This is a genomic window from Pantoea sp. C8B4, from assembly GCF_051336905.1.
Taxonomy (GTDB): Bacteria; Pseudomonadota; Gammaproteobacteria; order Enterobacterales; family Enterobacteriaceae; genus Pantoea; species Pantoea rwandensis_B.
In genome coordinates, this window is the sequence record NZ_JBGMNK010000001.1 from 233,016 (window position 1) to 247,704 (window position 14,689).

At 54.9% G+C, this 14,689-nt stretch carries 12 protein-coding genes; 8 read left to right on the forward strand and 4 right to left on the reverse strand.

Translation table 11 applies throughout. The features are described from left to right. Positions 1-160 precede the first annotated feature (160 nt). The 3 genes from ACCW76_RS01020 (at position 161) to uxuR (ending at position 3,909) form a co-directional block, all read left to right on the forward strand. Entirely contained in the window at positions 161-1,642 is a 1,482-nt protein-coding gene (locus ACCW76_RS01020) for a fructuronate reductase (RefSeq protein ID WP_436337505.1), read from the forward strand. Continuing rightward, positions 1,639-3,057, forward strand: coding sequence for a glucuronate isomerase (uxaC, locus tag ACCW76_RS01025; RefSeq protein ID WP_436337506.1), 1,419 nt, complete (start codon positions 1,639-1,641; stop codon positions 3,055-3,057). Before ACCW76_RS01020 ends, uxaC begins: the two co-directional genes overlap by 4 nt. 84 nt (positions 3,058-3,141) lie before the next feature. Beyond that, positions 3,142-3,909 carry a Uxu operon transcriptional regulator gene (gene uxuR, locus ACCW76_RS01030; RefSeq protein ID WP_038647095.1) on the forward strand — a complete coding sequence of 256 codons (768 nt, stop codon included), beginning with the start codon at positions 3,142-3,144 and terminating at the stop codon, positions 3,907-3,909. A 33-nt stretch (positions 3,910-3,942) separates the two neighbouring features. On the opposite strand, the gene ACCW76_RS01035 is transcribed toward uxuR, so the two are convergent. From ACCW76_RS01035 to ACCW76_RS01050, 4 genes are all read right to left on the reverse strand, one after another. Continuing rightward, complete coding sequence (locus ACCW76_RS01035) at positions 3,943-5,130, reverse strand: PLP-dependent aminotransferase family protein (protein ID WP_436337507.1); 1,188 nt, start codon at positions 5,128-5,130, stop codon at positions 3,943-3,945. 666 nt (positions 5,131-5,796) lie between these two features. Beyond that, positions 5,797-7,089, reverse strand: coding sequence for a PQQ-dependent sugar dehydrogenase (locus ACCW76_RS01040; RefSeq protein ID WP_436337508.1), 1,293 nt, complete (start codon positions 7,087-7,089; stop codon positions 5,797-5,799). Next, a complete protein-coding gene (locus tag ACCW76_RS01045; protein ID WP_436337509.1) occupies positions 7,086-7,508 on the reverse strand; it encodes a DUF2231 domain-containing protein in 423 nt (140 codons plus the stop codon). The genes ACCW76_RS01040 and ACCW76_RS01045 overlap by 4 nt, the downstream gene beginning before the upstream one ends. Before the next feature lie 131 nt (positions 7,509-7,639). Next, positions 7,640-8,755 (reverse strand): ABC transporter substrate-binding protein, encoded by a 1,116-nt coding sequence (locus ACCW76_RS01050; protein WP_436337510.1) that lies wholly within the window; start codon positions 8,753-8,755, stop codon positions 7,640-7,642. A gap of 325 nt (positions 8,756-9,080) precedes the next feature. Between ACCW76_RS01050 and ACCW76_RS01055 the strand changes: the two genes are divergently transcribed. From ACCW76_RS01055 to ACCW76_RS01075, 5 genes are all read left to right on the forward strand, one after another. After that, positions 9,081-10,235 carry a mandelate racemase family protein gene (locus ACCW76_RS01055; protein WP_436337511.1) on the forward strand — a complete coding sequence of 385 codons (1,155 nt, stop codon included), beginning with the start codon at positions 9,081-9,083 and terminating at the stop codon, positions 10,233-10,235. A 165-nt stretch (positions 10,236-10,400) separates the two neighbouring features. Then, the gene (locus ACCW76_RS01060; protein ID WP_436337678.1) at positions 10,401-11,927 is read left to right on the forward strand and encodes an ABC transporter substrate-binding protein; all 1,527 of its coding nucleotides are present in this window, start codon (positions 10,401-10,403) and stop codon (positions 11,925-11,927) included. Continuing rightward, on the forward strand, positions 11,924-12,949 hold the full coding sequence (locus ACCW76_RS01065) for an ABC transporter permease (RefSeq protein ID WP_038647108.1): 1,026 nt from the start codon (positions 11,924-11,926) through the stop codon (positions 12,947-12,949). The genes ACCW76_RS01060 and ACCW76_RS01065 overlap by 4 nt, the downstream gene beginning before the upstream one ends. Next, positions 12,946-13,851 carry an ABC transporter permease gene (locus ACCW76_RS01070; RefSeq protein ID WP_436337512.1) on the forward strand — a complete coding sequence of 302 codons (906 nt, stop codon included), beginning with the start codon at positions 12,946-12,948 and terminating at the stop codon, positions 13,849-13,851. The genes ACCW76_RS01065 and ACCW76_RS01070 overlap by 4 nt, the downstream gene beginning before the upstream one ends. Continuing rightward, the gene (locus tag ACCW76_RS01075; protein ID WP_436337513.1) at positions 13,823-14,689 is read left to right on the forward strand and encodes an ABC transporter ATP-binding protein; all 867 of its coding nucleotides are present in this window, start codon (positions 13,823-13,825) and stop codon (positions 14,687-14,689) included. The genes ACCW76_RS01070 and ACCW76_RS01075 overlap by 29 nt, the downstream gene beginning before the upstream one ends.

Genomic DNA, 14,689 nt, shown 5'->3' on the forward strand with positions numbered 1-14,689 from the left:
CGCCGTCGTGGTCGCCATAAATGGCGACCCTATAATCCATCGGTAGGCTGTAAGGGACATCCCCCAAAATCCACCGGTAGGCCATATGGGGCCTCTCCCTAACATGCATCGGTCCGATGTAGGGTGCGCATTAATGCGCACTTGGTCGAATGGAGTTTACATGGAACACAACCTTGCCAATGGCGAGCTAAACGTCACCCGTCCCGCATGGAATCATCAGCGGCTGGTACCGCGTATTGTGCATCTCGGCTGTGGCGCCTTTCATCGCGCGCATCAGGCGTTGTATCTGCATCATCTGCTTGAAATCAGCGACACTGACTGGGGCATTTGTGAGGTCAACCTGATGTCGGCGAGCGGCAAACTGTTGGTCGAACAACTGCGCCAGCAAGATCTGCTCTACAGCGTGACGGAAAAAGGTGCCGAGCAGAACGATGTCCACCTCGTTGCGGCCATCAAAGAAGCCTTGCACCCTGCGCTGGATGGGCACGACGGCATTATCGACGCGCTGGCTCGTCCGGAAACCGCTATCGTTTCATTGACGGTGACGGAAAAAGGCTATTGCACTCAAGGTGCCAACGGTGAGTTGGATGCTGACAATACGTTGATACAACATGATGTTGCGCACCCCACGACGCCGAAATCTGCCATTGGTTTTATCGTCGAAGCATTACGTGTTCGTCGTGAACGCGGTGTTGGGCCGTTTACGGTGCTCTCCTGCGACAACCTGCGTGATAACGGCCATGTAGCGCGCGCCGCTGTGGTGGGCCTGGCGCAGTTGCGCGATGCGGCACTGGCGCATTGGATTGATGAGAACGTCACCTTCCCCAGCAGCATGGTTGACCGCATCGTTCCCGCAGTGACCGACGAAACTCAACAGGAAATTCGTCTGCTACTGGGCGTAGACGATCCCTGTGGCGTGGCCTGTGAGCCGTTTCGCCAATGGGTGATCGAAGAAAAGTTTGTCAACGGTCGCCCAGAATGGGATCGCGTTGGCGCGCAGTTTGTGGCCGACGTTGCGCCATTTGAAATGATGAAACTGCGTATGCTCAACGGCAGTCACTCATTTCTTGCCTATCTCGGTTATTTGGGTGGCTGTGAAACCATCGCTGACACCATGCAACTCCCGACCTATCGCCAGGCGGCATTGGCACTGATGATGCAAGAGCAGGCACCTACGCTGTCGATGCCTGAGGGGATCGATCTGCACGCCTATGCCAGCCAGTTGATTAAGCGTTTTAGCAACCCTTCGCTGCGCCACCGGACGCAACAGATTGCGATGGATGGAAGTCAGAAGCTGCCACAGCGCTGGCTCGATTCCGTGCGCTATCACTTGCTGCAGGGCAGTGACTATCGCCACTTGATGCTGGGCATTGCTGGCTGGATGCGTTACGTACTCGGACAAAATGAACGAGGTGAAGCCTTTGATGTGGTTGACCCATTAATTGCCACGCTAAAAGATATCAACCAGCACACGCCAGAAGGCGATGCCCGTGTTATCGCCCTGCTTGCCGTGAGAACCATTTTTGGAGACGATTTGCCCGCCAATCCGGGCTTCGTCAGCCATCTTCAACAGGTGTACGCGCACCTTTGCCAACATGGTGCCCGCGCCGCCGTTGCATCCCTGAATCAGGAGCCGAAATGAAGCACTTTATGGATGACGATTTCCTGCTGCAAAGCGACGTTGCGCGTCGTTTGTACCATGACTTTGCCGCCGATATGCCGATCTACGATTATCACTGTCATCTCAACCCGCAGGAGATCGCCGAGGATCGTCAGTTCGCAAACCTCGGTCAGATTTGGCTGGAAGGTGACCATTACAAATGGCGCGCCTTGCGTGCTGCGGGCGTGGATGAATCGCTGATCACCGGTAAATCTACGAGTGATTACGATAAATATCTCGCGTGGGCCCACACCGTGCCCAAAACGCTGGGCAATCCGCTCTACCACTGGACGCATCTGGAGCTGCGCCGCCCGTTCGGCATCACCAATAGGTTATTTGGGCCGGACACTGCGCAACGCGTATGGGACGAATGCGCCGAGAAACTGGCAACCCCGGCATTTTCTGCACGCGGCATTATGCGTCAAATGAATGTACGTATGGTTGGCACCACCGATGATCCGGTTGATTCGCTGCAATATCATCGTCAGATTGCTGAAGATAGCAGCTTTGATATTGATGTCGCCCCAAGCTGGCGTCCGGATAAGGTGTTCAAGATTGAGCTTGAAGGCTTTGTTGAATACCTGGGACGGCTGGAGGCAGCAGCGGATGTGGCGATCACCGACTTTGATGCGTTGCGCACCGCGCTGTTGCGCCGTTTAGATCACTTCTCTGCCCATGGCTGTCGTGCAGCGGATCACGGGATTGAAGTGATGCGCTTTGCACCTGTTCCTGACGATAGCGTGTTGGACGCCATTCTGGCGAAACGTCGCAACGGCGACACGCTAAGCGAACTGGAAATCGCGCAGTTTAGCAGCGCGGTGCTGGTCTGGTTGGGTTCCGAGTATGCACGACGTGATTGGGTGATGCAGTTACACATCGGTGCCATTCGCAATAACAGCACTCGCCTGTTCCGTTTGCTCGGTGCCGACAGCGGTTTTGACTCCATTGGCGATAACAATATTGCTTTGCCGCTCTCGCGCCTGCTGGATGCGATGGATGTTAACGACCAACTGCCAAAGACCATTCTGTACTGCCTCAATCCGCGTGACAACGAAGTGCTGGCGACCATGGCAGGTAACTTCCAGGGTGCGGGCATCGCCGGAAAAGTGCAGTTTGGTTCCGGTTGGTGGTTCAACGATCAGCGCGATGGCATGCTGCGCCAGTTGGAGCAACTGTCTCAAATCGGTTTGCTCAGCCAGTTTGTCGGGATGCTGACCGATTCACGCAGCTTCCTCTCTTACACACGTCACGAATACTTCCGCCGTATTCTGTGCAACCTGCTCGGTCAATGGGTGCAGGATGGCATTGTGCCGCACGATGAAGCCTTACTTGGCAGCATGCTGCAAGATATTTGCTTTAACAACGCACAGCGCTACTTTGCCCTCAATCCACGTTGAAAATTGCGCCCTGTGCTATAGTGCAGGGCGCAATTGATGGCAGCGTCAGTGGTCGTAAACTTCTTAATTAGCAGAAAAGAGCTCATGAAAACACAAGCATCAGCACAGCGCCCTTATCAGGAAGTGGGGGAAATGTTGCGTAACATGATTACGCAAAAGCAGTATGCCGTGGGCGAGCGGTTGCCGCCTGAGCGTGAACTGGCTGCGCTGCTGGATGTCACGCGTACGCTGGTGCGTGAGGCTCTGATTATGCTGGAACTGGAAGGCTTGATTGAGGTGCGCCGGGGTGCAGGCATTTATGTTGTGAATGACAGTCCTACACCGCGAGCAGCAGCGCAGGCGGCCTGCAATGATGCCGGACCGTTTGAGATGCTGCAGGCGCGTCAGCTTCTGGAGAGCAATATTGCTGAGTTTGCCGCGCTTCAGGCTACCCGTGAAGACATCATTAAGATGCGACAGGCGCTGGAACTGGAAGAGAAAGAACTCGCTTCTGGCGCGGTCAACGAAAGCGAGAACGGCGATCGTAATTTCCATTTAGCGATTGCTGAAGCCACCCACAACAGCATGTTGGTGGAGCTTTTTAAGCAATCCTGGCAGTGGCGTGAAGACAATGTGATGTGGAGCCAGCTGCATCGTCATCTGGTCAACACCCATTACCGCAAACAGTGGCTGGACGACCACAAGAAGATCCTCGCCACGCTGATTAAGAAAGATGCACGCGCCGCCAAGCAGGCCATGTGGCAGCATCTGGAGAATGTAAAACAGCGCTTGCTGGAATTTTCAGACGTCGATGACATCTATTTTGATGGTTACCTGTTTGAATCCTGGCCGCTGGACAGCGCCAACGGCTAGCATGAGCCCTTGTCACCAAGGGCTTTCAGGTGATTACTGCGGTAACGAAGCTTTTAAACGCTGTGCTGCGAGAGCTAAATTGGTTTCCGATACTGAAGCATACGAAATACGCAGTGTAGAAGTATCCGGATTATCACAGTAGAAAAACTCACCGGGAACATACACCACACCATTGCTCAGCGTGGTTTTCAGCCATTCGGTGGTGTTGAAGGCTTCTTTGAACGTTGCCCACAGGAACATGCCACCCAGCGGGCGATAGAAGTGCAGCTTATCCCCCAACTCCGTCTCCAATGCTGCACACAGTGCATCGCACTTCTGCTTATAGGCCGCGCGGATCAAGCGAATCTGCTCCGGCAAGCGACCGGTTTCCAGATAATGACGCGTCAGGGATTGTGACAAAGCACTGGTGTGCAGATCCGTAGCCTGCTTCAGGTTCACCACCGATGATTTCAACCAACCCGGCATGGTAATCCAGCCAACACGTGCACCCGGTGCCAGAATTTTGGAGAAGGTCGAGGTATAAATGACATTCTCACTGGCACCCATGCCTTGAGCATGGGATTTCAATGGGCGGAATGTCTGGTCGGTGAAGTTGATCTCGCTGTAGGGATCGTCTTCAAAAATCAGGAAATCATACTGCTTCGCCAGTGCAACCAGCTGCTGACGGCGCGCTTCTGATAAGGTCACACCGCTTGGATTGCCAAAGGTCGGAACGATATACACGGCTTTGATTGGCGTCTGTTTGACCAGTTCTGCCAGCTCGTCAACGATCATGCCTTCGCCATCGGTGCCCACAGACTTAAATTGCGCATCAGCCAACTGGAAGACCTGTAACGCGGCGAGATAAGTCGGACGCTCCACCACCACCACGTCGCCTGGGTTAATCAGCGCGCGCGCAAGGATATCCAGTGATTGCTGTGACCCGGAAGTGACCACAACGTCGTCCGGTGTGCAATCGATACCACGATCGGCTGAAATGCGGCAGATCGCTTCACGTAACAGCGGATCCCCTTCACTCAAGCCATACTGAAACGCATTGTGCCCATCCTGGGTTAGCGCACGGTCCATGGCAATGCGCAGACCTTCGGTATCAAACAGATCGGAATTCGGGATACCACCACCGAGTGAAATCACCCCTTCCATTTTGCTGTGTTTCAATAAATCGCGAATGGCTGATGAATGAATGCGTTTAACGTTATGGGATAACTTTTGCGACGACATAAAACCTTTACCTGATTATATTTTTCTAAGGCTAAATTCATAACATAAGTTAGCTATGCTGATAATCACATTTTCACGGTTTAGCAAAGAGAATTTAGTACCGGAAGGAAACGACTGATATGGCGAAATTATCACTGTTGGCAAAGAACGAAAAAAGGCGGAGGGGTGAGCTCCGCCTTGCTTCAAGTTCCGGTCAATGTGCCTGACCGGTCAGTTGCAAAAGGGCAACGATGATTTGCAGGATCACCCGGACCAGGTCCAGGAGTAATCGAACAATTTCCATCACTTTCCTTCTCCTCTGACAGGAGCGCGCCTTTCAGCCGTCGGGGCTTTGACTCCACCCGCCGATGGCCTGAGCACAGCTGTGAGGAGTGCTGAGCGCCACTCATTGTGGAAGCCACAGGCCAGCACCACCTGAAACCTGCCGGGATTTGACAATCCGCGCCCCTGGGAGTCATCAGAAAACAATGAGACTGCGCTCGCCACTCAACACCTGTATAACCATACAGTATTTTTGCGAAACTTGAAATATTCCCCCGCACATTTTATGATTTGCTTTGTGAGGAGTGCTGAGCACCCCGTTCGCAGCGCGGTTACCAGCCAGTTAGCGAACATAAAAAAAGGATTTGGCGTGATAGCCAAATCCTTTTTTATTGCCTGCGATACTCAGTTTGCGGAACTGACACGCCAGATGGCATTACCGGCATCATCCGCGATCAGCACACCGCCCTGCTGGTCTGAAGCCAGGCCGACCGGCAAACCTCGTACCTGTTTTTGGTCATCGGTCAGGAATCCCGTGACGACTGGCTGCGGCTGTCCAACCGGTTTTCCGTTTTCGAATTTCACCCACACCACCTGGTACCCATTCAACGGCGTGCGATTCCAGCTGCCGTGCTCACTGATAAATGCCCCACCGCGATACTGCGGCATGTTATCTGCGCCATAGAACAGCAAGCCAAGCGGTGCCACATGCGAGCTAAGCGCGTAGTCCGGCTTGATGGCCTTCTCGACTAAATCGGGACGCTGTGGCTGCGCTCGCACATCGATATGTTGGCCATAATAGCTGTAAGGCCAGCCGTAAAAACCTTTCTCCTGCACTGATGTCATGTAATCTGGCACCAGGTCTGAGCCGATTTCGTCTCGCTCGTTGACAATCGCCCACAGCTTGCCGCTTTGCGGTTCCCATTGCAGACCGGTTGGATTACGCAGCCCGCTGGCATAAATGCGGCTGGCACCGCTCGCCGCATCAACCTCTAATACCGCAGCACGGCGGTACTCTGCACCAATGCCGTTTTCCGTAATGTTACTGTTGGAACCGACGCCGACATAAAGCTTAGTCCCGTCCGGACTGGCGACCAGTGATTTAGTCCAGTGGTGGTTAATCGGCCCACCGGGCAACTCGGTTACCACTACGGGCGGTGTGCGAATCTCGGTTTGGCCGCTCTCATACGGGAACTTCACCAGACTATCGGCATTGGCAACATACAGCGTGTTGCCCACCAGCTGCATGCCGAACGGCGCGGTGAGGTTGTCGATAAAACGATGTTGCTCCCATTTACCATTTACATTGCGCAGCAACGTAATGCGATTGCCACCCGCCCCGCCCTTACCAGACGCATTCTTCACGATGCCGGTAATCAGATCCTTCGGCGCGGTAGTCGGTTTCGGTGTGCCATTGGACTCCGCCACCAGCACATCATTGTTTGGCAGCACCAAAACTTGCCGAGGGTGCTGCAGATGTTCGGCAATCTTTTCAATTTTCAACCCTTCTGCCACCTTCGGCATTTCACCGGCTTTCCACGGCGTAGCCTGCGGTACCTGCATCGGTGGCACAAAGAAGTTTTGCGCTTGCGGTAATTCAGGATCGGGGCCAATTTGCTTTTGCGGATCAATCAACGCACCGTCATCGCAGGCACTGAGTAGCATCGCGAGCGTTACTGCACCAAGAATCTGTTTCATTCGCGACCTCCTTGTACGGTACGTCCACGCAGTGCGAGTTGAACATTAGCAAGTAACAGCAGAACGACGACCGCCGTCGATAATGTTACGCCCAGTGGCACAACCGCATAGGCATCACGGCTATGAATAAAGGCATTCACGATAGCCAGCACGATTGCCAACAGCGACAGCCAGAAGTGCGTTTTTTCACTGGGATAAGGGCCGCGAAATAAGTAAACAAGACTGATTAATCTTGGCAGGATCGCCAGCACCAGACCCATCGCAATCAACCAACTGGCTGATTTGGTCCACATGATGACGAAGGTTTGCAGATAGATGATATCGAACAGCCAGGCCGCGACAAAAAAGCCCAGCGGCAAGGGTTCCAACAGTGCATAAAGCCCGACGACAAACGCCGAACGTCCCGAGGTATACAACATTTGACTCTCCCTTTACGTTTATTTTTCAGACGCTGGCTGTGTTTCTCTTCCCCGAAACCGCAGCCAAACGCCTGTGAAATATTAGTAAAGATGAAGAGTTATGCGCGAAAATCCCGCAAAAAGCCTAAAGGTTATGACTTATCCGCTGGCAGCGTGACCCAATAACCCGGTTGATATGGCAGAGGCAAAAACTTCTCATGGAACTCACGGAATGTCGCGTCAGGATCGAGATCCTTGAACAAATCCGGATGCAGCCATTTCGCTAAGGCCTGAATCGCAACAAACTGATACGGGCTGTCGTAGAACTGATGCCAGATGGCGTGGGCATTGCCATTGTGCGCCACCGGTAGAGTTTTGAAGGCATCGCGCATCATCAGTAATTTCAAACGTGCAGTGGCTTCCTTGGTGTCAGCGCCTGGCCCTACACCCACCCAATTGCCGACGGTGTTGTAATTCTTCCAGTTTGCGCCCGTCACCACTACCACATCCGGGCGGCTGGCAATGATTTGCTCTGGGTTGAGAGTGCCGAACGTACCTGGAATCAGATCTTTAGCGATATTGCTGCCGCCAGAGAGTTCCACCATCTGACCAAAGTTCTCGTTTCCAAACGACATGCAGCATTCGTCGGTATAGCCACCCGCGCGGTCGATCATCACTTTCGGACGCGGGCCCGCGAAGTTTTTCAGGCGATCGGTCACCTTTTCGATCTGCGCACGGCGGAAAGCCACGATCTCTTCAGCACGCTGCGGGTTATTGACCAGTTCGCCCATGATGCGGATGCTCTTCTCGGCGTGCTCCATCGGTTTCTCACGGAAGTCGATAAACACCACCGGTACGCCAACCGCCTGCAACTTCTCAATCAACTTGCCTTCATCCGTTGCCGCTTTGGATTCCAGATTCATCAGCACCAGATCCGGTTTTAACGTCAGGGCTTGCTCAACGTTGAAGGTGCCGTCTTTTGCACCACCGAAGGTCGGCAGCTTTTTAATTTCCGGATACTTTTTCTCATAGGCCATATAACCGTCATAGTCGGCCTTATGGAAGTCATCACGCCAGCCCACCACGCGATGGAACGGCGCAGCAGTATCGAAAGCCGCCAACAGATACATCTGGCGCCCTTCGCCCAAAATAATGCGTTTCGATTCCTCTTTAACTTCAACCTGACGTCCTGCAATGTCAGTGATGATTTTTGCCGAAGCGGAATCCGCCACAGCCAGTAACCCCAGCGCTAACAGCCATTTTTTCATTGTGTCTACCCATACAAATGATAATGATTATTATTAAAATTTCGCGGCGTCACTATTACCTGGCAGACGCGAAATGAAAAGCCCCTGAGACACATTTTTTTACATCCGTTAACGCATCACATCACTGTGCCATCGCTCACAAAACGTCCCGCATCCGTGAATATGCTCACAGCACGCCATGCAACTGCCCAATTAATCGGCTGCTCTTCCCGCATTTTGGCTAATGCGTAAACAAAATGTGAAGGCTAAATTACGAAATGAAACGCCGTTTTAATTTTTAGATAACGCTCAGCCTGAGCATGGAAATCGTTCTGGAGGCCATACCGTGAAGATCAGCGCCATTGATGTCACTCTTTTTACCTACCCAACGCGCCGTGTTTCCGACAGCGCCGGGCACTCCCATCCCGGTGCAGAAACCGATGCACAAATGGCGCTGCTCACCCTGACCAGCGAAGACGGCGATTGTGGTTACGCCTTTGCGCCAGCAGAAGTCATACGGCCGCATGTGGTCAACGCCTTCTTCCGTAAGGTGCTGATCGGGCAAAACGCCTTTGATCGTGAACGTCTTTGGCAGGATCTGGTGCACTGGCAGCGCGGCAGCGCACATCAGCTCACCGAACGAGCGCTCTCCGCCGTGGAACAAGCCCTGTGGGATTTGATTGGCCGCAAACTTAAACAGCCGGTGCATAAGCTGCTGGGCGGCTATCGCGAGAAAATCCCCGCTTACGGCAGCACCATGTGTGGCGATGAGCTTGAAGGTGGCCTCTCAACGCCGGACGAGTACGCCCAGTTTGCCGAGAAGTTGGTAGCACGCGGTTATCAAGCCATCAAACTGCATACCTGGATGCCGCCGGTTTCATTTGCCCCCAGCACCGCGATGGATATCAAAGCCTGTGCCGCGGTACGCGAAGCGGTAGGTCCGGATATCGCCCTGATGCTGGACGGCTACCACTGGTACAGTCGCAGCGAGGCACTCACCATCGGTAAAGCGCTGGAGAAGCTTAACTTCGCCTGGTTTGAAGAGCCGATGGAAGAGGAAAGCATGGCCTCCTATGCCTGGCTGGCGGAAAACCTCAGCATTGACGTCCTTGGGCCGGAGAGTCTCGGCGGCAAACACCACAGCCGTGCCGATTGGGTGCGTGCAGGAGCCTGTGACATCCTGCGGGCCGGGGCCAACGGCGTCGGTGGCATCTCGGCCACCCTGAAAGTGGCCAGCCTGGCCGAAGCCTTCGGTATGGATTGTGAAGTCCATGGCAACGGTGCGGCCAGCATCGCGGTGGTGGGTGCGATTCGTAACTGCCGCTGGTATGAGCGCGGACTGCTGCACCCTTTCCTCGATTACGAACAACCGCCCGCCTATCTCAACAGCCTGGTCGATCCGATGGATGAACAGGGCTTTGTGCATCTACCCACGCGGCCTGGACTCGGGGAGGACATCAATTTCAGCTGGATTGAAACGCATACGGTGAATCGCTGGTAAGCGTCGAACACAAGCAGTACGGCAAACAACTATAAACCTCTGACCTGCTGGACTTTGCTTATGAACATTTCTCGTTATTGCAGAGCGTGGTGCGCCACGCTGCTGCTGCTCACGGGTAGCCCGTCGCTGCTGGCCGCCACGCCAGACGACCAGCTGATCGTGGGCATGAACATGAACAACCTATTGACGCTCGATCCCGCTGCCATGACCGGCAATGAAGTGGTGGGCATTGTGGTCAATCTCTATGATGGGCTCGTTGAGTTGGACCCGCGCCAGCTCACCCACGTGCGCCCTGCTCTGGCGGAACGTTGGGAGATCAGCGCCGATCATCGCCAACTCACTTTCCATCTGCGAGATGGCGTGCATTTCCATTCCGGTCACCCGCTGACGAGCGAGGACGTGATTTGGTCAATACGTCGGGTGCTGCATCTTAATCTGGCACAAGCTTCAGTGTGGAAATCGTACGGCTTTAGCAAAGACAATGTGGATCAGATGATCACGGCCCCCGATGCTCACACGGTGGTGATCCAGTTGCCTAAGCCTAACGATCCGCAGCTAGTGCTCTATTCGCTGGCCGCACTTGGCAGCATGGTGGTGCTGGACAGTAAAACGGTGCAGGCACATGCGGTCAATAATGACTGGGGCAATCGCTGGTTAACCACGCACGAAGCCGGTTCAGGCCCGTTTCGTCTTGATGTGTGGCAGGCCAAAGATGTATTGCGCATGAGCAGGGATGAAAATTACTGGCGTGGCGCTGCCAGATTAACCCGCGTGGTGTTCCGCCATTTGCAGGAGTCACAAACCCTGCGTTTGATGATGCAAAAAGGGGATATCGACATCGCCAGTAACATGGCCATTCCTGATGTGCATGCGCTGCGCCACGATCCCGATCTCAGCATTGATGCGGTGCAAAAAGGCACGCTCTATTACCTGGCAATGAGCATGAAGGATGACCACTTCGCCAACCCGCAAGTGCGCGAAGCCGTGCGCTACTTAGTCGATTATCAGGGCATCAATAAAACCCTGATGGCCGGTTATGGCACCTTGCATCAGCGTCCGATCCAGTCTGGTATGCCTGAAACACTGCCCGATCCCGGCTATCGACTCGATGTGCCACGCGCCAAAGCGTTGCTGGCGGCTGCGGGTTATCCCAACGGCTTCGACACCACCTTGCGCGTGTTAGCCGACCAACCCTTCCTGAACATCGCCATCGCCATTCAATCGACACTGATGCAGGCAGGCATTCGCGCCAAAATCATCACCGGCACCGGTAACCAGATTTATGGCGCAATGCGCGAACGCCAGTTCAATTTACTGGTCGGTCGTGGTGGCAGCGGTGTAGAACCGCACCCGCATTCCAGTCTGCGTTCGCTGGTGTACAACCCGAATAATGCTGACAGTGCCCGGCTGACGAATTTTCAAGGATGGCGCACCGGTTTCTACGATGCCCAGCTCAACAAGATGATCGATCAGGCGCTGCTGGAACGAGATACACAAAAGCAGCAGCAGGATTATTTTGCCATTCAACGACGTTATGACCAGTTGATTCCGGCTCTGATGCCGATTTCTCAAATGACCGATTCGGTGGTGGTGAACAATCGCGTGCAGGATTATGTGCCGCACCCTTCCGCCACCACCTTCCTGCGCGATGTGTGGAAAACGCCGGATAGTCTGGCTGGAGGTGCCCAATGACCTTAACCAAACGTCACTGGCGGCGAGCGCGTAGCCGTGTATTGCAGGTCGCTATCACGCTGTTCGGCCTGTTGTTACTCACTTTCTTCATTGGCCGCGTGATGCCGCTGGATCCGGTGCTGGCCATTGTCGGACCGGATGCCGATCACGCCACCTATCAGCAGGTTTACCACCAGCTGGGTTTTGATAAACCGTTGTGGGTGCAGTTCTGGATTTATCTGCAAGGCTTGCTGCACGGCAATCTTGGGCTGGCGCTGCTCACCGGACAGCCGGTGATCAACGATATTCTGCGTGTGTTCCCAGCCACCGTTGAACTGGCCACACTCGCCATTCTGCTCGGCACCGGTCTGGGCGTGCCGCTGGGCGTGTGGGCTGCTGCACGGCGCAACAGCGTGGTGGATTATCTGGTGCGCATCATCAGTCTGGCCGGCTACTCCACGCCAATTTTCTGGGTCGGTATGATCGGTTTACTGCTGTTCTACGCGCATCTGGGTTGGGTCGGCGGTGCCGGTCGGGTTGATTTCAGTCTCGATGGCATTGTGCCGCGTCGCACTGGATTGTTGCTGATCGATGCGCTGCTGGCAGGCAATCTCACGGTGTTTAACAACGCACTCAATCATCTGATCCTGCCCGCTTCTTTGTTGGGCTTCCATTCACTGGCCTACATCAGCCGTATGACGCGCAGCTTTATGCTGGCGCAACTGTCGCAGGAATTCATTTTGACCGCGCGGGTAAAAGGCCTGACGGAGTGGCAGGTGATTTGGCAACACGCCTTCCGCAATATTCTGGTGCAGCTGCTGACGGTGGTGGCGCTGGCGTATGGATCCCTGCTTGAAGGCGCGGTATTGATTGAAACCGTGTTTTCCTGGCCCGGTTTTGGCTCTTATCTCACGGGCAGCCTGATGCTCGGCGATATGAATGCGGTGATGGGCTGCGTATTGGTGGTCGGCCTGATTTTCGTGCTGCTTAACCTGCTCTCTGACCTGCTTTATCAGGTATTCGATCCGAGGACCAAAGTATGACTGTCTCTCTCGATCTGCTTCATGCCAGCACCACGCGCGAACGCGTGGCACGTTGTCGCCGTGCTCTCTCGCGTATCGGCCATTTCCTGTGGCAAATGGCCTGCAATCCCCTCACGGCCATCGGCGGAGGCATCATTTTACTGCTGCTGATCGTGGCGCTGTTTGCACCGTGGATCGCCCCCTACCATCCACTGATTCAGGATTTGAATAACGCACTCACGCCGCCGAACGCACAACACTGGTTTGGCACCGATGAGTTTGGACGCGATATCTTCAGTCGTCTGGTGTGGGGCGCGCGCATTACTTTGTACATCGTCATGCTGGTGTCGATCACCGTCGGGCCATTAGGCCTGCTGTTGGGTGTGACTGCGGGCTACTTCGGCGGCAAAGTGGACAGCGTATTAATGCGCGTCACCGATATCTTCATTTCGTTCCCGAGTCTGGTGCTGGCGTTGGCGTTTGTCGCGGCGCTGGGTCCCGGCCTGGAACATGTGGTGATGGCCATCACCCTCACCGCCTGGCCGCCAATTGCTCGCCTGGCGCGTGCGGAAGCGCTGTCGCTGCGTCAGGCGGACTTTGTCTCTGCCGTGCGCCTGCAAGGTGCCTCTTCTCTGCGCATTTTGTGGAAACACATCGTGCCGCTGTGTCTGCCCTCGGTGATCATCCGCATCACCATGAACATGGCCGGCATTATTCTCACCGCCGCCGGACTCGGTTTTCTTGGCTTGGGTGCGCAGCCGCCCGATCCTGAATGGGGCGCGATGATCGCCAGTGGCCGCACTTACATGCTGGAGTGCTGGTGGGTGGTGACCATGCCGGGATTAGCGATTTTGATCAACAGTCTGGCGTTTAATTTCTTAGGAGATGGCTTACGTGACATCCTCGATCCCCGTAGCGAATAGCGCTGTTCCCCTGCTCGATGTGCAGGACCTTCAGGTTAATTTCGTCAATGGCCTCCAGATGACGCCAGCGGTGCGTGGCATCTCCTTCCAGTTAGGCAAAGAGAAGCTGGCAATTGTCGGTGAGTCAGGCTCAGGCAAGTCCACGGTCGGCCGGGCGCTGTTGCAACTGCACCCGCGTAGCGCGCAAGTGACCGCTCAGCGCATGCAGTTTGCCGATGTCGATCTGCTACGCGCTTCGCCTGCACAAATGCGTGCCGTGCGCGGCAAACGTATTTCGATGATCATGCAAGACCCTAAATACTCACTGAATCCTGTGGTACGCGTGGGTGAGCAAATTGCCGAAGCCTGGCGCAGTCACCATCCGGGGCAGCGCGAAGTGGCACGCCAGCGGGCGCTGGAGATGCTGGAGGTGGTACAGATTCGTGATCCACAGCGTGTGTACCAATGTTTTCCGCACGAGATCTCAGGCGGTCAAGGCCAGCGCGTGATGATCGCCATGATGCTGATCACCGACCCCGAGTTGCTGATCGCCGATGAGCCGACCTCGGCGCTGGATGTGTCGGTCCGGTTGCAGGTGTTGACGCTGCTGGATGAGTTGGTGCAGCAGCGCGGGCTGGGCCTGATCTTTATCAGTCACGACCTCAATCTGGTGCGACGTTTTTGCGATCGCGTGTTGGTGATGTATGCCGGCCGCGTGGTCGAATCGCTGGCCGCCGATCAGCTCGATCATGCCCGGCATCCTTATACCCAGGGATTACTGGCCTCGCTGCCGGATATGGACGCACGCCGCTCGCGATTGCCGGTACTACAGCGCCAGGCAAGCTGGTTACAACCTTAA